General features: G+C 68.7%; 7 protein-coding genes. 3 read left to right on the top strand and 4 right to left on the bottom strand.

Features of this window, described 5'->3' with window-relative positions; all coding sequences use genetic code 11:
* Nucleotides 1–68: 68 nt before the first annotated feature.
* Nucleotides 69–10,268 carry a DUF4347 domain-containing protein gene (locus H1Q64_RS27590; RefSeq protein ID WP_237907604.1) on the bottom strand — a complete coding sequence of 3,400 codons (10,200 nt, stop codon included), beginning with the start codon at nt 10,266–10,268 and terminating at the stop codon, nt 69–71.
* A 502-nt stretch (nt 10,269–10,770) separates the two neighbouring features.
* Nucleotides 10,771–11,340, bottom strand: coding sequence for a GNAT family N-acetyltransferase (locus H1Q64_RS27585; RefSeq protein ID WP_014242284.1), 570 nt, complete (start codon nt 11,338–11,340; stop codon nt 10,771–10,773).
* Nucleotides 11,341–11,744: 404 nt separating this feature from the next.
* On the opposite strand from H1Q64_RS27585, the gene H1Q64_RS27580 reads away from it, so the two are divergent.
* The 3 genes from H1Q64_RS27580 to H1Q64_RS27570 all read left to right on the top strand — a co-directional run bounded on the left by H1Q64_RS27580 (nt 11,745) and on the right by H1Q64_RS27570 (nt 13,612).
* Nucleotides 11,745–12,416 (top strand): phage tail protein, encoded by a 672-nt coding sequence (locus tag H1Q64_RS27580; RefSeq protein ID WP_237907603.1) that lies wholly within the window; start codon nt 11,745–11,747, stop codon nt 12,414–12,416.
* 111 nt (nt 12,417–12,527) lie between these two features.
* Nucleotides 12,528–12,848, top strand: coding sequence for a DUF6916 family protein (locus H1Q64_RS27575; RefSeq protein ID WP_237907602.1), 321 nt, complete (start codon nt 12,528–12,530; stop codon nt 12,846–12,848).
* 77 nt (nt 12,849–12,925) lie between these two features.
* Entirely contained in the window at nt 12,926–13,612 is a 687-nt protein-coding gene (locus H1Q64_RS27570; RefSeq protein ID WP_237907601.1) for a phage tail protein, read from the top strand.
* On the opposite strand, the gene H1Q64_RS27565 is transcribed toward H1Q64_RS27570, so the two are convergent.
* Together H1Q64_RS27565 and H1Q64_RS27560 are read right to left on the bottom strand one after the other, a co-directional pair.
* Nucleotides 13,581–15,416 carry an alpha/beta hydrolase gene (locus H1Q64_RS27565; RefSeq protein WP_237907600.1) on the bottom strand — a complete coding sequence of 612 codons (1,836 nt, stop codon included), beginning with the start codon at nt 15,414–15,416 and terminating at the stop codon, nt 13,581–13,583. The genes H1Q64_RS27570 and H1Q64_RS27565 overlap by 32 nt on opposite strands.
* Entirely contained in the window at nt 15,413–17,854 is a 2,442-nt protein-coding gene (locus H1Q64_RS27560) for a glycoside hydrolase family 2 protein (protein WP_237907599.1), read from the bottom strand. Before H1Q64_RS27560 ends, H1Q64_RS27565 begins: the two co-directional genes overlap by 4 nt.
* Nucleotides 17,855–17,859 lie beyond the last annotated feature (5 nt).

Raw genomic sequence — 17,859 nt, 5'->3', positions numbered from 1 at the left:
CTCGTCGGCAATCCATTTGAAAAGAAAAGCTTAGGCGGAGATGAAGGCGGTGGGAGGCGCGGGAGGCGCTAAGCCGCCCGACTTCCCGGCGGGACATGCGAGGTGAGTGCGGCGAGCAGTGCCGCCGTCTGGGCGTCGGCGGCGCCATGGATTTGAGCCACTTGGCGGGAGAAGGCCGGCCGGGCCGGCGAAGACCCGTCGAGGTCGGCCCGCGGGCCGGGGGCCTGCCCCGAACCGTCCGGCGCGGCCGGAGCGTTGCTCGGATCGCCACCCGCCGGCGCGTCGCCTGCCGGCGGCTGTCCTTGCCCTTGGGGCCGACCTTGCGCTCCCCCCTGGCCAGCCGGTCGGTTGGTCGGCGCGTTCTCGATCGTCGAACCGGGCCCCGTCGCGCCGCCGGGCCGGTTGCCCGGTGCGCCACCAAGCCCGCCGGCGGCGGTGCCGGCGCCCCCTGGGGCCGTGCTGCCGCCCGGCGTGCCACCGGACGCCGTGCCGGGCGCGCCGACCGGGCCGCCGACGCCACCATTCAGGCCGCCATTGCCCGCTCCGGCGCCTGTCGCCGGTCCACCGGTGGCCGGCCCACCCGTCGCCGGTCCGCCCATCGCTGGTCCGCCGGCGCCGAGGCCAACGCCTGGACCGCCACCAATACCGGCTCCGGCGCCCGTGGCACCCAATCCGGCGCCGATTCCGCCCGAAGCGGAGCCACCCAAGCCGGAACCGCCGCCGACGCCGCCGCCGAGACCACCCCCACCAAGGCCGCCGCTGCCCAGGCCGCTGCCGCCGCTGACGACGCCGCTCAACCCGGAGCCACTGGACCCACCGGTACCGCCGCCCAGAACCCCGCTCGACGAGCTGGCCGTGCCGCCGCCGGACGGCGCACCGCCCATGGCGGAGATCGTGATCGAGCGCCCGGCGTCGCTGCTGGTCGAGTTGCCTATGTTGCCGATGGTGATCGAGCGCCCGGCATCCGTGCTGCTGTTCCCGTTGCCCGCACCGCTCCCGTTGCCGATCGACGAGCTGGTGATGACACGGCCCGCGTCGCTGCTCGTCTGCAACCCGGGCAGGGTCGGCGCTGTGCCCAGCGTCGGCCCGGTCGTCTGCGCGGTCCCGGTCCCGGCGGCCGTTGCGACCGCGGAGTTGGACGAGGACGCCGCCGTCGTCGTGTTCCCTGTGGAGGCCGCCGCCACCACGGCCGGCGGCGGGGGCGGCGGGGCCACCGAGTAGGTGGTCGTGCCGGCGTTGCCGGTGTTGCCCACGGCATCGCTCGCCTTTGCCGCGATCACATAGCTGCCGACGCTCAGGTCAGAGGCCAGGGCCAATTGCCAAGCGCCGGACGCGCTGGCGCGCGCCGTGCCGACGGCCTGCCCGTTGACCGTCACGGTGACCAGACTGTTCGCCTCGGCGGTGCCCTGCACGACCGGCGTGTTGCCGGCGGTGGTGTTCAGCGTCACCGTCGGGGCGAGCGGCGGCGTGGTGTCGATGGTCAGGGTGGTGACCGCCGACAGGCTGCTGACGTTGCCGGCCCTGTCGGTGGCCTGCACCTGGACGCTGTGGGTGCCGTCGGCCAGCGCCGCCGTGAACTGGAAGGTCCATGCGCCGTTGGCGTCGGCGACCGCCGTTCCGGCGACCTTGCCGTCGACCAGAACGTTCACCGTGCTGCCGGCCTCCGTCGTCCCGGCAAGGGACGGCGTGGCGATCCCGGAGATCCGCTCGCCTCCCGTCGCACCGGCGACGGTGGCGCTGGTCACCAAGGGTGCCGGCGCCACCGGCACCGCGGTGTCGATCACCACGGCCAACGCGTCGGACGGATCGCTGACGATGCCGAACCGGTTGGTCGCCGTGGTCGTGATGCTGTGCGTCCCGTCGGTCAGCGCCGTCTGGAGGCGATGGACCCAGAAGCCGTTCTCATCAGCCACAGTGGTCCCCACCGCCTTGCCGTCCACCAGCACGGTCACGGTGGCGTTCGCCTCCGCGGTGCCGGACAGCGTCGGCCTCGTCACGTTGGTCAGCCGGTCCGTCGCCGACACGCCGGAGTCGGACAGGCCGCTCAGCGCCGTCCCGACCGGCTTCGCCGGGATCGGGGTGTCGATGCGCACTTGGCTGGTGTCGCCGACACCCTTCAGGGTCGTCACCAGCGGCCCCTGGGCCGCGTCGGTCACGATCGAACCGTTCAGCGCCAGCCCCAGGACCGCGATGCCCTGCGGCGCGCGGTCGCCGACCGGGACGACATAGTCGAACCGCAGCAGCGTGCCGGTGCTGCCGGCCGCGTTGTAGACGGCGTTCCGGATCTCGCTTCCAACCGCCAGTTCCAGAACCGGATTGCCGCCGTTGATGATGGACGCTTCGCTGAGCTGCACGAAGAAGCTGACCGTCTCGCCCGGCAGATACGTCCGCGCCGGGGGAGGCGTGACGCTGACCACCGACGGCGGCGTGCGGTCCACCGATACGTTTCGGGTCGCCTGGGTGGGGTTGCCCGCCGCGTCGGTGAGGCTGGCGGTGACGGTGTAGCTGGTGCCGTCGGTCAGCGCCAACAGGTCGGTGGAGGGGACCGTCAGGCCCCAGCGGTTGTTGGTCACCGTCGTGCTGTAGGTCTTGCCGTTCAGCGTCACCGTGATCGTCTGGCCGTCCTCGACACCGTTGGTGACGCCCGACACCGTCTGTCCCACCGCGCTGTCCGCGGCGTTCAGCACGTTGTCGCCCGCCACCGTGGCGATGGCGAGGGTCGGCGGCGTGCGGTCGACCGAGACGCCGCGCGTCGCCTGGACCGCCGCGTTGCCCGCCACATCCGTCAGGTCGGCCGTGATGGCATAATGGCCCCCGTCCGTCAGCCCCTGCAGATCGGCGGGGGGAATGGACAGGCTCCACGCGTTGTTGGTCACCGTCGCGCTGTAGGTCTTGCCGTTCAGGGTCACCGTGACCGTCTGGCCGTCCTCGACACCCGTGGTGGTTCCGGCCACTGTCTGGGCCACGGCGCTTTCCGCCGCGTTCAGCACATTGTCGCCCGTCACCGTGGTGATCGCGACCGTCGGCGCCGTGCGGTCGAAGGTGACGGTCCGGATGGCGGAGTCGGCGCTCTCCATCCCGGCGATGACCTGACGGACGGTGAAATCGACCGCACCACTGAGGCCGGACACATCGACGCCGGCGAAGCTGTAGGCGCCCGACGCGTCGGCCGTGGTCGTCGCCACGAGCGAGCCGTTGGCGTAGAGCCGCACCGTCGTGTTGGCGTTGGCGTTGGCGTTGGCGCCGCTGCCGTTGAAGGTGACGCTGCTCGCCTTGGTGATGTTGTCCGTGTTGCTGTTGCCCGTGTCCGACGCGGGCGCGAGGGTCACGGCGCTCCCCAGGGCAGCCGGGGTGATCGAGAGGCTGGCGGTGTCCGTCGCCGCGGAGAAGGCGGAAATCCCTCCACCGCCCGCGGTCGCCACCTTGGCCCCCGCGGTACCGCTGGTCTGATCCCAGGCACGGAAGGTGATCGCGGCGCTGAGGACGCCGGCGTTGGCCCCCGTCGGCCGGTAGTAGAGCCGGTCCGTGGTGCGCAGCAGCAGCGCGCTTCCGCTGTCGTTCACCGTGCCGACCGCGGTCCAACTGGTGCCGCCGTCGGTGCTGTAGTACCAGGTCCCGCCTTCCGAGACGTCGATGCCGACCAGCGCGATGCCGGTGACGGCGCCGCTGTCCACATCGGACACGTTTCCGCCGAGCGCAACCAGGGACGAGACGGCAACGCCGACGGCGCCATTCGGCGCGCCTGCCGCCTGGGCGACGCTTGGAAGGGTCAGGACGGTGTCGGTCAGCACAGGAGCGTCATTAACTGCGGTCACGGCGATGTCCGCCGTCGCGCTGGCGGCGCTGAACTGGCCGCCGGCGCCCAACCCTCCGTTCGCGGTGGTGTCGTTGCCGACCGTCGTGCCAGCCGTGCCGGAGGTCTGATCCCACGCCTTGAAGGTGATGCCGTTGACGACCGATCCGTTGTAATCGGCGTTCGGGACGAAGCGCACACGGTCGGTGCCGGCGAGCAACAGGGCCGACCCACTCGAGACCCCGGAGATGGTGGTCCAGGTCCCGGCCCCGGTCTTGTACTGCCATGTGCCGTTGCTGCTGTCGATCGCGGTGATCGCAATGCCCAGCGCGTTGCCGTCGACATCGGTGGCCGTGCCGGCGGAGGCCAGGATAGCCGCCACGGTGTCGCCGTTGTTGCTGGTGGCGTCCTCGTCGATGGCGGTCAGGCTGCGCGCGTCCGTGCTCAGCACCGGCGCGCTGTTGGTGATTGCCGTGTAGGCGGAGGTCGCCGTCTGCGTGCCGCCCTTCCCGTCATTGGCCGTCACCACGACACGCAGGTACTTGTGAGCGTCTGACGTGGTCAGCGTGTAGCTGGAGCTCGTCGCCCCGCTGATCGAGGCGGCGTTGGTCCCGTTGCTGTCGTCGGCCCGGTACCATTGGTAGCTGAAGCTCCGGCCGTCGCCGTCCGCATCGCTCCAGGTGCCGTTGGTCGTCGACAGCGCGTTGCCCACCGTCGCCGTGCCCGTCACGTTCGGCACCGCGCTGTTCACCGGTGCGCTGTTCAGGATCGCCGTGTAGGCGGAGTAGGCGGTCGTCGTGTTGGAGTTGCCGTCGTTCGCGATCACAGCCACGCGCAGGTATTTGTGCGCGTCCGACGTGGTCAGCGTGTAGCTGGAGCTCGTCGCCCCGCTGATCGAGGCGGCGTTGGTCCCGTTGCTGTCGTCCGCCCGGTACCATTGGTAGGTGTAGCCCAGCGGGTCGCCGTCCGGATCGCTCCAAGTGCCGATCGCTCCGGTCAGCGCATTGCCCACCGTCGCCGTCCCCGACACCGTCGGAACCGTGCTGTTCACCGGCGCGCCGTTGCCCGCCGCCGCCACTTGCGATGAGTAAGCCGACGTGGCCGCCTGCGTGCCGCCCTTCCCGTCGTTGGCCGTCACCACCACGCGCAGGTACTTGTTCAGATCGCCCGCCGCCAGCGTGTAGCTGGAGCTCGTCGCGCCGCTGATCGAGGCGGCGTTGGTCCCGTTGCTGTCGTCGGCCCGGTACCACTGGTAGCTGAAGCTCCGGCCGTCGCCGTCCGCATCGCTCCAGGTGCCGTTGGTCGTCGACAGCGCGTTGCCCACCGTCGCCGTGCCGGTCACGTTCGGCACCGCGCTGTTCACCGGCGCGCTGTTCAGGATCGCCGTGTAGGCGGAGGTCGCCGTCTGCGTGCCGCCCTTCCCGTCATTGGCCGTCACCACCACGCGCAGGTACTTGTGGGCGTCCGACGTGGTCAGCGTGTAGTTCGAACTCGTCGCGCCGCTGATCGAGGCGGCGTTGGTCCCGTTGCTGTCGTCGGCCCGGTACCATTGGTAGCTGAAGCTCCGGCCGTCGCCGTCCGCATCGCTCCAGGTGCCGTTGGTCGTCGACAGAGCATTGCCCACCGTCGCCGTGCCCGTCACGTTCGGCACCGCGCTGTTCACCGGTGCGCTGTTCAGGATCGCCGTGTAGGCGGAGTAGGCGGTCGTCGTGTTGGAGTTGCCGTCGTTCGCGATCACAGCCACGCGCAGGTATTTGTGCGCGTCCGACGTGGTCAGCGTGTAGCTGGAGCTCGTCGCCCCGCTGATCGAGGCGGCGTTGGTCCCGTTGCTGTCGTCCGCCCGGTACCATTGGTAGGTGTAGCCCAGCGGGTCGCCGTCCGGATCGCTCCAAGTGCCGATCGCTCCGGTCAGCGCGTTGCCCACCGTCGCCGTCCCCGACACCGTCGGAACCGTGCTGTTCACCGGCGCGCCGTTGCCCGCCGCCGCCACTTGCGATGAGTAAGCCGACGTGGCCGCCTGCGTGCCGCCCTTCCCGTCGTTGGCCGTCACCACCACGCGCAGGTACTTGTTCAGATCGCCCGCCGCCAGCGTGTAGCTGGAGCTCGTCGCGCCGCTGATCGAGGCGGCGTTGGTCCCGTTGCTGTCGTCGGCCCGGTACCATTGGTAGCTGAAGCTCCGGCCGTCGCCGTCCGCATCGCTCCAGGTGCCGTTGGTCGTCGACAGAGCATTGCCCACCGTCGCCGTGCCCGTCACGTTCGGCACCGCGCTGTTCACCGGTGCGCTGTTCAGGATCGCCGTGTAGGCGGAGTAGGCGGTCGTCGTGTTGGAGTTGCCGTCGTTCGCGATCACAGCCACGCGCAGGTATTTGTGCGCGTCCGACGTGGTCAGCGTGTAGCTGGAGCTCGTCGCCCCGCTGATCGAGGCGGCGTTGGTCCCGTTGCTGTCGTCCGCCCGGTACCATTGGTAGGTGTAGCCCAGCGGGTCGCCGTCCGGATCGCTCCAAGTGCCGATCGCTCCGGTCAGCGCATTGCCCACCGTCGCCGTCCCCGACACCGTCGGAACCGTGCTGTTCACCGGCGCGCCGTTGCCCGCCGCCGCCACTTGCGATGAGTAAGCCGACGTGGCCGCCTGCGTGCCGCCCTTCCCGTCGTTGGCCGTCACCACCACGCGCAGGTACTTGTTCAGATCGCCCGCCGCCAGCGTGTAGCTGGAGCTCGTCGCGCCGCTGATCGAGGCGGCGTTGGTCCCGTTGCTGTCGTCGGCCCGGTACCACTGGTAGCTGAAGCTCCGGCCGTCGCCGTCCGCATCGCTCCAGGTGCCGTTGGTCGTCGACAGCGCGTTGCCCACCGTCGCCGTGCCGGTCACGTTCGGCACCGCGCTGTTCACCGGCGCGCTGTTCAGGATCGCCGTGTAGGCGGAGGTCGCCGTCTGCGTGCCGCCCTTCCCGTCATTGGCCGTCACCACCACGCGCAGGTACTTGTGGGCGTCCGACGTGGTCAGCGTGTAGTTCGAACTCGTCGCGCCGCTGATCGAGGCGGCGTTGGTCCCGTTGCTGTCGTCGGCCCGGTACCATTGGTAGCTGAAGCTCCGGCCGTCGCCGTCCGCATCGCTCCAGGTGCCGTTGGTCGTCGACAGAGCATTGCCCACCGTCGCCGTGCCCGTCACGTTCGGCACCGCGCTGTTCACCGGTGCGCTGTTCAGGATCGCCGTGTAGGCGGAGTAGGCGGTCGTCGTGTTGGAGTTGCCGTCGTTCGCGATCACAGCCACGCGCAGGTATTTGTGCGCGTCCGACGTGGTCAGCGTGTAGCTGGAGCTCGTCGCCCCGCTGATCGAGGCGGCGTTGGTCCCGTTGCTGTCGTCCGCCCGGTACCATTGGTAGGTGTAGCCCAGCGGGTCGCCGTCCGGATCGCTCCAAGTGCCGATCGCTCCGGTCAGCGCGTTGCCCACCGTCGCCGTCCCCGACACCGTCGGAACCGTGCTGTTCACCGGCGCGCCGTTCGAAGATCCCCCCGTCGTTGAGACATTGATCTTGACTGGCGCACTCATAAGATTCCCGGCGCTGTCCTTCGCTACGACATAGAGGTCGTAGTTGGTACCGGCGGTCAGCCCGGTGATCGATCCGCTGCCATCGAACGGGGACGACGAAGCGCTCAGGCTGCCGGACTTCAGCGCCGTTCCGCCGCCGGAAGCCGTGCCCGCTTCCACTTCCGCGGCGGTCGGGGCGGTCGCATTGCGGGGAACCAGGACATAGTAAATGGTCCCCGCCTCGTTGAGACTGGCGGACAGGGTAAAGCCGGTGTTGGTGATGCTGGATGTGGCGGCAGCGACGTCGAAGGTTGGCGCCACCTGGTCCACCGTGTGGGTGCTACCGGTGAAGCCCGCGGCGATGTCGTTGTTCGCCGTGTCCTTGATGCCGGTGCCGGTGCCCTTCAGGTTCAGCCCCAGCGTGCCGGCACCGGAGATACCGGTGATCGAAACCGTGTAGACGCTGGCCGACACCTGGGTGACGGTGCCGATCGTGCCGGAGGCCGTGCCGGTCGTCGCCAGGGTGAAATCGGCAGCGTCCACGCCGGACACGCCTTCGCTGAAAGTCACGGTGTAGCTGACCGAGGACGCGTTGGCCGCTGGCGTTCCGGACACCGCGATGCTGGAGACGGTCGGCGGCGTGGTGTCGACGACGGTGCCGAGGGTGATGGTGCTGGTCCGCGCGGTGCTGGTCGTTTCGCCGTCGTTGACGGTGACCGTGGCGGTGCGGGCGCCCGCGGTGAAGCTGCCGGCGGTGTTCTTGTACTGGATCAGACGGATCACCGCCTGATAGTTCGCCACGGACGCCGCACCGCTCAGGGTGATCGTGGCGCCGTCGTTGGCGAGCACCGCAATGCCGTACATCTTGGCGGTGCTGATATCCGCCGTGGAGAGGGTCAGCGTTTCGTTTCCGGTATCGACCACGCCGCTCAAGGCAACGGTGGCGCCGAGCAGACGGGTGTCGCTGTCGGTCTGCGCCACGGTGGCGCTGGGCGCTATAAGCACGCCGGAACTGGGAGTCCCGCTGCTGACGGACTCGTCGCTTCCACCTCCCGCCCCGTTCAGGTCGACGGTCGGCGCTCCGGCGTTCCAGTGAACCTCGTACGCACCGAGGTCGAGCGCACCGTCACGGATGCGGTCGATGCCGCGGATGTCGTAGCTCCCGCCGTAGCGGTTCGCGTTGCTGCTGTCGCCGGTGTTGATGAAGGTTGTCGCGGACGATGCCGGACGATAGTCGCGCAGGCTGACGGTGGCGTTGCTGGAGTCGACGAACGTTGCGGTGCCGGTGATGGCATTCTGATAATTGTTGCCCGCATTCAGGGTGATTTTGGCGCTGTTGTAAATGATGGCGTTCGGATCAGAAAAGTTTGTGGTGCCAAGCTTTCCCGTATTTCCCGCAATGATCGTGTTATAAACGTTTGCCGTGGATGTGCCCGTTACTTTCGGGTCGAAAAAGAGGCCGATCGCCGCCGTCTTTATACCCGCAGCCGCAGCATCGTTGTTTATATAGCTGTTGTTGGCAATGGTGACGTTGCGAATATTTGTTGTAAAAGCCGACACAATGCTCTGATGCATGATGATGCCGCCCGGATAGTCAGACGAATTCGAGCCTGCGTTCATGACGTAGTTGTTGTCTACAAAGACACTGTTCTCAACAGTGAACGTTCCTGCCACCTGCGATTTGATGACCGAAAAAGCTGCCGTGCCAGCCACGGCGCTCGTGTTTTCACGAAAAACGGAATTTTTAATCGTCAAGGATGTCGCTGTATTCAATGTAGCGATGACGTTGCTCAAATTGTTCCTGAAGGTCACACCATCCACTTCAAGCGACCCGTTCTGCAGCGTCAGAACGCCTTGAGCGGCGCTTAACGTGTAAAAACGTTCGAAAATCAAATTTTTGATCGTCAGCGTCTTGCTTGCTGCGTTGAAGGCGATGCCCCGGTAGTCCGCCGTCGTGGTCGTGTTGCTGGCATCTCCGTCACCAGAGATCGTGATATCGGCAATACCGTCGCCATTCACGTCGCCATTGATCGTCAAGTCCTGAGCCGCCGCCGACAGAAGGGCCGTCGTGACACCCAGGGAAACCGTGCCGGACGCCAGCGTCGGGCTGAACTCGATAATGGTCGCTTGGGTCGCATTCTTGATTGCATCGTTCAGCGATCCGGCCGCTGTCCCGGTCGCCGAGGTGACGACGACGGTTCCCAACCGGCCGCTGAAGGTCTCCATGGACGCGCGAGCGAAGGGAATCGCCGCCTCGATGGCCCCGCTCCGCACCTCCAGCGTCCAGTTCTGCCCGGCGGCGTTGCCGGTCTCGTCACTGGACACCGCCACGTCGGCTCCGGTGAGCCGATGGATCGTCTGAACGAACTCCTGCCCCGCCTGTCCGGCGCCGACGTTGCAGGCGTAGAAAAGAATGTCGCCGCCGGGCTTCAGCGCGGTGCCGATCGCCTGGAGATCCTGCGCGCGATTCGCCAGCCCGTCCGCCCAATAGGCACGGCCGGCGATGTAGAGATGGCCTTCGTTGCCGTGGCTGACGATCTGGACGGAATCCAGGCCGGACATCCCGGACAGTGCCTTCGCCATCTGGCCGAGCGCCTCCTGCTGGGAGTCGAGCAGGACGACCTTGGCGTCGGGCGCGATGTCCTTGAGCAGCGTCTGGTAATCGGACACGCTGGTGTCGACGAACACCACCGACCGGGCCACTCCCTGGAGCCCGGCGAGCCGCGCCGTCACCGCCGCAGGTTCGGTGGGTGATGGAGTGGAGGCGGCTGGGGACGACGACGCGGCGGGAACGGTCGACTCCTTAATGACCCAATCGACGAGCTTGTCGGTATCGGTGGCTTTGCTGGCGCCCTTGTCGCCCGGCGCGGGCTGATCGGGTTGGTGATGGACCTCGGCAACCGTGACGGCGCCTGCCGCGTCGAACATGAAGCGTGGTTCGAGAGCCATCGCGAACATCGATGAGGACGGCTTGTGCGTCTTGCCGGACCGCCCAGTCACACCGTTGCCGTTCGAACCACGCTTGCGCGCCATCATCCGTCTCCCGCCATACGCGACACCGCCCGACCCTACGTCCAAAGCGGTCACCAAAAAGTGAATAGCTTGCGGGAGAATACCACCTTTTCGCAGTGGTTGACAGCGCATGCGTCTATAAAGACAGCAAAAGAGACGCCTGTTTTGCGCCGATTCGCATCATCAAGGAGAACAGCGCGTCATAATTTGACGCATTTGTTTCTGTGCTGTGCGCTTTATTTCATTCCTGAAATGAGCGCATATATTGGTATGCTTTTCACGCAGCGATTTCGCTCCTGGAGAGCGAACGGTGTGGCGAAGTCAAACATTTGCGTGCAAAACACCGCGCACCGATGTCACAGGTCCGGAACGCCACGACCGTCCCAGTACTCGCCACAGATGAAGCGGACCGCCCGACCGCGTCACCAAGAGACCAGCGTCAGGACGCGCCGCCCTGCTGCATCTGGGCCGGCAGGATCTGCGGCGGCAAGTGCTGAATCCCCGGATGACCGGGCGGCAGCCAGATCAGCTCAAGGGACGGCGATGTTTTCGCCAGAAGATCGAAGCCCAACCGGTGATAGAACCAATGAACGCGCGTGTCGACCTCGGCCACCGACAAGGTGATTGGAATGCGCATTTGCGCCGCGGTCCCCTGGAAGCTGCGCAGCAGATCGGTGCCGATGCCCTTGCCGCGGGCCAGACGATGGATCTCCACCTCCGACACCCGCCAGTCGTAGCGCCCCAGATCCATGACGATCCGCCCCACCGGCTGCCCCGTCTTCTCGACGACGAAATCCAGATGCTCCGGATAACGGCTTTCCTGCCCCATCCGCCGCGCGCCGTACTGCTGTTCGTAGAGCGTCCGGATGAAGTCGCGGTCATGATGCGCCTTGGCCAGCCAGGGGCGCGCGTCCATGAAGAGGCCCATCAGGAAGTCGTCGTCCGAAGGGCGGGGAAACCGCACCGTCAACCCGCCGAGCAGCGGCAGCGACCCATTCAGAACGGCCATCGGCCACACTCCCTCCGGTAGCACAAGCGTGCGCCTTGAATAGCCGAAGATGCGGGCACGACGCAAGAATCGCCGCTGCGGACCATCACGGCGGAGGGTGCCGTTCGAGTCGTCCGCTTCTGCGCCGGTCCGGTGCGGGGCAGCCATAACCGCGGACGACCGAGCGGACGCATCGGCGGCGATCCGGCTGCAGCCAAACACATACATGAATATGCAACCACAGGGTCGCAATGCAAAGATAACAATCAAAAAAAGTAACTTTTTGTATCGTCTATTGCTCAGGCTCTAGCCGTTCAGGAGAATATGTCGGTATGCTTTCTATCACATTCGGCGGCGTGGCACGTCCTTAGAGGGACGCTGGCCACAGGCCGCCGCAACCGGTTTCATACACAGGAGGTTTCGCCATGGAAGTCTACCTCGGCCTGATTTTCCCGTTCACCGGCGCCTACGCCCCCCAATACACCGCCCAGTGTCTGGGGCAGCAGATGCAGGTGGGCCAGAACCAAGCCCTGTTCGCGGTCACCGGCGCGATGTACGGCGGCAACGGCACGACCAATTTCAACCTGCCGGACCTGCGCGGCCGTGTGATGATCGGTTCGGGCACCAGCCCCTACCTCAACAACCTGACGCTCAATCCGGGGAACTTCGGCGGCGTCGCGAACAACGCGATCACCCTGCAGAATCTCCCGGCGCACACGCACGCCGCGACCTTCACGCCGTCCGGCAGCAGCACCAGCGCGACCGTCACCGCCGCCGCGGCCATCCCGGTGAGCACCGTCGTCGGCGCCAGCAGCACCCCGGTGGGCGGCAACAACTATCTCGGCGCGTTCCAGCTCGGCGATCCCGGCGGCGTTGGCGTCACCATGGACGGCCCCTACAGTTCCGGCACCGCGCCGAGCGGTTCGGCTCTGGTCGGTTCGGCCTCCGGAACCGTCACGCTGGGCGGACTGACGGGCACGGTCAGCATTTCGGCGGGCGGCGGCGTCACCAACCCGACTCCGGTGAACAACATGCAGCCCTATCTGGCGCTGACCATGCTGATCGTCACCAGCGGCATCTTCCCGATGCGCGACTGATCCGGGGGAACTCCCCTGATCGTTGAACACCGGATGGACGGATGCGGCGCGTTGGCTTTGCATGCCCGGAACGCCAGCCGCACTTTCAGAACTTGAGCCCGGACCTTTGAGATGACCATCGACATCGCAACCATCTCCCACGAGATGTTCGCCCCGCACCTCGGCCAGACGTTCCGTTTCGTGGCCCCGGAGGACGGGTCCGTGATCATGGACGTCGAGCTGACGAAACTGACGCCGCGTCCGGAATGCACGCCGCGCTGGGCGAAACGCACGTCCTTTTCGGCTCTGTTCGAAACCTACGGCCCCAGCCAGCTGTGGAACGGCTATTTCCAGATCGACCATCCGACGATGGGACCGCTGGGCCCCTTCTACATCGTGCGGGTCATTCCGCGCGATCCCGAGCGGGGCTGCTTCGAGCTGATCCTGAACTGAGCCCCGGCCGTCCAACGCCATCGCACGGCACCGCGCACCGTCCGTCCCAGCGCATCGATACCACCGGAGATTTCGCCATGGATTTCTATATAGGGTCCGTCTTTCCATTCGCCGGCAACTTCGCCCCCGTGAACACACAGCAATGCCTGGGACAAGCGGTCAACTCGGCCCAGTTCCAAGCCCTGTGGGCGATCACGGCCGGGGCCTTCGGCAGCGGGCCGAACAATGCGACGTTCAACCTGCCGGACCTGCGCGGCCGCGTGATGGTGGGGCCGGGGACCAGCCCCTACACCAGCAGCACGATCAACACCGGCAATGCGGGCGGCACGCAGTTCACGACGATCATCGGCACCAATCTGCCGGCGCACACCCACGGCGCCGCCTTCCAGGGCGGCAGCGCGGGCGGCACCGTGCCGTTCAACGCGACGGTCACCGTCCCGCTGAACCCCGCCGTCGGCACCACCAACATCCCGTCCGCCATTCCCGCGGTGCTGGGTGGACAGTTCATCGACCCCAGCTACGACGTTGTCCTCGACGGCCCTTACATCCCGGCTTCGAGCCTGCCGACGCCGCCCACCGGAAGCTCGCTGTCGGGCGCGCTCTCCACGCAAGGCACGGTCAGCGGCGGTCCCACGGGCGCCACCGTGGCGGTGAGCCCGGGTGGCGGCGTCGTCTCCAGTCCGGTCGCCATCAACAACCTGCAACCCTACCAGTCGCTGTTCTTCTTCATCTTCATGCTGGGCTATTTCCCGTCGCGTGATTGACGCGGAGAGCCCCGGTCCCTTCCGGTGGGCCGGGGCCCTTCCCGCGCATGCTGCCCGTCGCGCCCGTGCCCAGGCGGTCCAGCAGTTCATCCAGCAGGTCGGCGAAGCGCTCACGCGCGGCACGCTCCATCAGGCTGTGGTCGGCCCCGGCGAGGCGCTCCATCCACAGCCCGCCCATCCGGCGCAGCCGTCCGCCGTCCGTCCCGGCCTGGGCTTCCAACTCGCCCAGCGTCACGTCGCCCGCGCTGTGCACCATCAGCGTGCGGACTCCGCGGTCGGTCAGCTCCTGGAAGGCGTGAAGCACATCGTCGCGGGCGTAGCCACGCCCCGTCAGCCCGGCGCGCAACCGCCCGGCCCCGATGCGCAGGCGGCGGGCCGCGCGCTCCGACAGGCCACGGGCGACGCGCGATGCCTTGCGATCCTGGCACAGGATGGCCCGCCACACCGCCGCCTCGGTCAGCCGGGGAAGATAGGCAGCGGCCGGCTTCACCGCGCTGCCGATGGCCTCCTCCTGCGTCACCCCGTCTCCCAGAACGAAGCGGCCCGGATTGACCAGCGCCAGCCCGACGATCCGCGGGTCGGCCAGCGCGACGTGCAGCGCCACCGCCGCTCCGGCGCACAGCCCCACGGCCACGGCGGTGCCATCATGCCCCACCGCCGCCAGCGCGTCCAACCCGGCCTGCGCGTCCTCCACCATGTCGCGGCAATAGATCAGCCCGTCGCGGCGCCCCGGTTTCGACGCGCTGTCCCCCAGCCCGCCCAGGTCCATCCGCAGCGACGCGATCCCCCGCGCCGCCAGCCGGCGGGCCAGCCGCACCGACATGCGCCCGGTACCGCTGTGCGGCGTGGCGCCGCTGTTCAGCAGAAGCACGGCGGGCCGCTCGGCGGCGGTCGCGGTGTCGGGTTCGCAGAGGATGCCGAACAGACCAGCGCCGGCACCGAAGCGGAGCGGGCGCTCCACCGCGCCGGCAAGGCGCAAACGGCGTTCGGTCGGTTGCGCGGTGGAGGCCGTTCCGGCGGGCGGCGGATCCGACGACAGCCAAGCCGCCGCCCGCGCGAAGGCCGAACAGTCCGAAGCGGCGTGCTGGACGCTGGTCATCAGCCGCGCGTGATCCGGGAAGGGCGCCTCCTCCACGGCGGCGCCAAGCGCGCGGAACCGCTCCGCCACGGCGGCGGCGCGGCCCTCCGGTCGGTCGAGGATCAGCACGCGCGGCGCCGGGGCCTCGGTCAGCCGCGCGAGGTCGAGCCCACGCAACGCCTCCGCCGTCTCCAGGGTCAGGCGGAAGCCGGCGCTGTCGATCCCCTCCGGCCCCACCGCCGGCGGGGCGCCCGCCGGCCGATCGGCAAGCAGCGCCACCGCCCGCAATTCCTGCAGGAAGGCGCGGCCCGAAGGGAAGGGAGAGAGCAGGACCAAGGCGTCCGCCGCCGCCCGGCGCGCCGCCACCGCGGCGAGCAGCCCGCCAAGCCGCAACCCCACCAGGGCCACCTCCTCCACCCCCGCGACGGCGCGCAGGTGGGCGGCGGCGACGCGGATGCCGTCGAGCCACGCCTCCAGCCGGGCCGGATCGTCCTCGTCACCGGTGCTGTTTCCGGTGCCGGGATAATCGAAGCGCAGAACCGGCAGCCCCGCCGCGGCCAGAGCCTGCGCAAAGCCGCGCCATGGCCGATGGGTGGCCAGCGCCTCCCCGCCATAGGGCGCGCACAGCACGACGCCGCGCCGCCCGTCAGCTGGGTGCAGCCAGCCGAAACAGCCCTCGAACAGAACGGGTGCGGCAGCGTCGGATGTGAGCCTATCGGGCGTCATGCGGTCCACCGGTAGCGCGTCGGGTCCAAACCGTTCAACGCATGGACCTCGCCATCGGGCACCGCGGCGCCGGGATGGCGTTGGATCAACCGCAACCGACGCTCGGCTCCCGGCGGCAGATGGAACCACTCTTCCTCCCCCCGGAACCCGTCATCCTCGATGTGAACGGAACGAGCGAGGCGCCGGCTCGACAGGATCAGCGCCCAGCCCTCGTCCGTTCGCTCCACGCGGGCGCCGAGGCCCAGCTCAGCGCGCTCCATCAGGCCGCCCCGGGCAAAATGGAAGGCATCCGCCAGCAGCGCGCCGGACCGCGGGTCGGACAGCGCCGCCACCACGGCGTCGTGCACCGGCGGACCGAAGCGATAGGCGCCGGTCAGGTCGACAAAGCGATCGGGCAGAGACGCCGCCGGAACCGCCTGTGCGCTGCGCGGTGGCAGGGTGACCGCCCGCTCGGCCCGCACCACCGGGACCCCGCCCCGCCGCAGGGCGGTCAGGATCAGCTCCGCCTCCACCGGCTCCGCCGTCTCGTTCAGCAGATGGATCGACAGCCCGTTCACCCCCTCGTCGGTCAGCAGGACCTGCACGGGCCGAAAGGCGCGGCGCAAGGCGTGCCACGCCGCCTTCGGCACACCCGCGGAATCGACCACGCCCCAGCCGGCCCCCGGCCAGACGTCCTGGAACATCCAGATCAGCCCGCCCGCGCAAGGAGAGCCGACCCGACGCCATTCCGCGAAGACGGCCTCCATCACCTCACCCGTCACGGCGCGCGACAGCCGCGCGTAGCGGTCAGGGTCCTCGTAACGCAGAAGCATGGGATCGACGCCGTGCAGCGTCCGCAGGTAATGGTCCCGCACATCCTCGAAATCCCACGGAGCGCCAGGGTCGCGCGGCACGCGCGTCTTCCAGCGCGGGTCGTGGACCGCCGGCACGCCGGGCAGCGCCCCGGCCGCCGGCATGTTGGCGAAGGCGAGGCATTCGGAGGCGAAACGGACATTCGCCCGGCGCGCGTCCTCCAGCGGGCGGAGATAGGCCCCGACGCCGTAATAGTGGGTCACGCCGGCGTCGGCGGCGAAGGGCAGCGGCCCGCCGGTTGGGGAGTTGGTCACGTAGGGCACGTCGGGCCGCCACCGTTCCGCCTCGTCCCGCAGGACGGTGTCGAACACCGGCTGGCTCCAACGCTCGCGCGGCAGGCCGAGCATGGCCGCCTGCTGCTCCGCCTCGCTGCCGCCGCACAGCACGGCCAGCGACGGCGAGGCCTGCACCCGGTCGAGCAATTGCGCCGCTTCCCGTCGGGCACCGTCGAGGAACGGCTCGTCGGCCGGATAGTCGAAGTTGGCGAACATGAAGTCCTGCCAGACGAGAACCCCCATCTCATCGCACAGGTCGAAGAAGGCGTCGGCCTCGTATACGGCGATGCCCGGCACCCGCAGCATGGTCATGCCGGCTTGCCGCGCCGTTTCCAGCCAGGGGGTGTAGGCGTCCCGCGTCCCCGGCAGGCCCACGATGTCGGGGCTGCTCCAGCAGGCGCCGCGGCAGAAGACCCGCTCGCCGTTGACGCGCAGGGCGAAGCCGTCGCCGGGCTCGCGCTCGATGCGGCGGAAGCCGGTGCGGCCCAATTCGATGCTCTCGTCGCCGATCGCCGCGCGCACGGTGTGGAGCGCCGGCTTGCCGTGGCTGTGCGGCCACCAGGGCTCGATCTCCGGCAGACGGAGTTCACCGCTCAGCTCCTCCGGCCCGGTCCAGCGGAGCGGAGCGCGCGCCTCCCCCACCTCCAGCCAGCCCGGCGGCCGAGCGGAGCCGCCCCAATCCGCCGCCATCGTCAGGGACAGGCGCCCGTCCCGCCCCTCCAGCGTGGCCCGCAGATCCGCCGAGCGGACGCGCAACGGTCCATCCTCTGTGATCAGCTCCACCGGGCGCCATGGGCCGACCGCCGGCACGGGCGGGCACCAGCCGGGCATGTGCCCCAGCAGCGTCGTCCGCACCGCGCGCAGTCCTGCCGGCTCGGCCAGCCGGACCGGCCAGCGCCCGCGCCCCTTTCGCGCCTTCAGCACCGGGTTCAGGGCGCGGAAGACGAGGCGCAGCGCGTGCGTCCCGCGCAGCGTCACCGGAACGTCGTGGCTCTGGAACATGCTGTCGCTGGACAGGATGCGCTTTCCGTCCAGCCAGACCTCCGCGACGGTGGCAAGGCCGTGGAAGCGCAGCGTGCAGGCCCCCTCACCGGTCAGCCGCAACCGGTACCAGACGTCACGGTCGTGCAGGGGGAGCGGATCGCCCAGCCGAAAGAGCCCAGCAGCGCGCAGCGCCTGGGCGACGGTGCCCGGCACTGGGGCGGGCAGCCAGTCGCCGCTGGGCACCATCCCCGGCTCGGTCACGCACAGCTCCCACCCCGCGGACAGGGGCGTCACGCTGCGGCCCGTCACGGCGTGGAGGCGCGCCATCCTCC

The sequence above is a fragment of the Azospirillum brasilense genome (genome assembly GCF_022023855.1).
Taxonomy (GTDB): Bacteria; Pseudomonadota; Alphaproteobacteria; order Azospirillales; family Azospirillaceae; genus Azospirillum; species Azospirillum brasilense_F.
The sequence above is the reverse complement of the archived record's forward strand: the minus strand, read 5'-3'. Positions and strand labels throughout refer to the sequence as shown.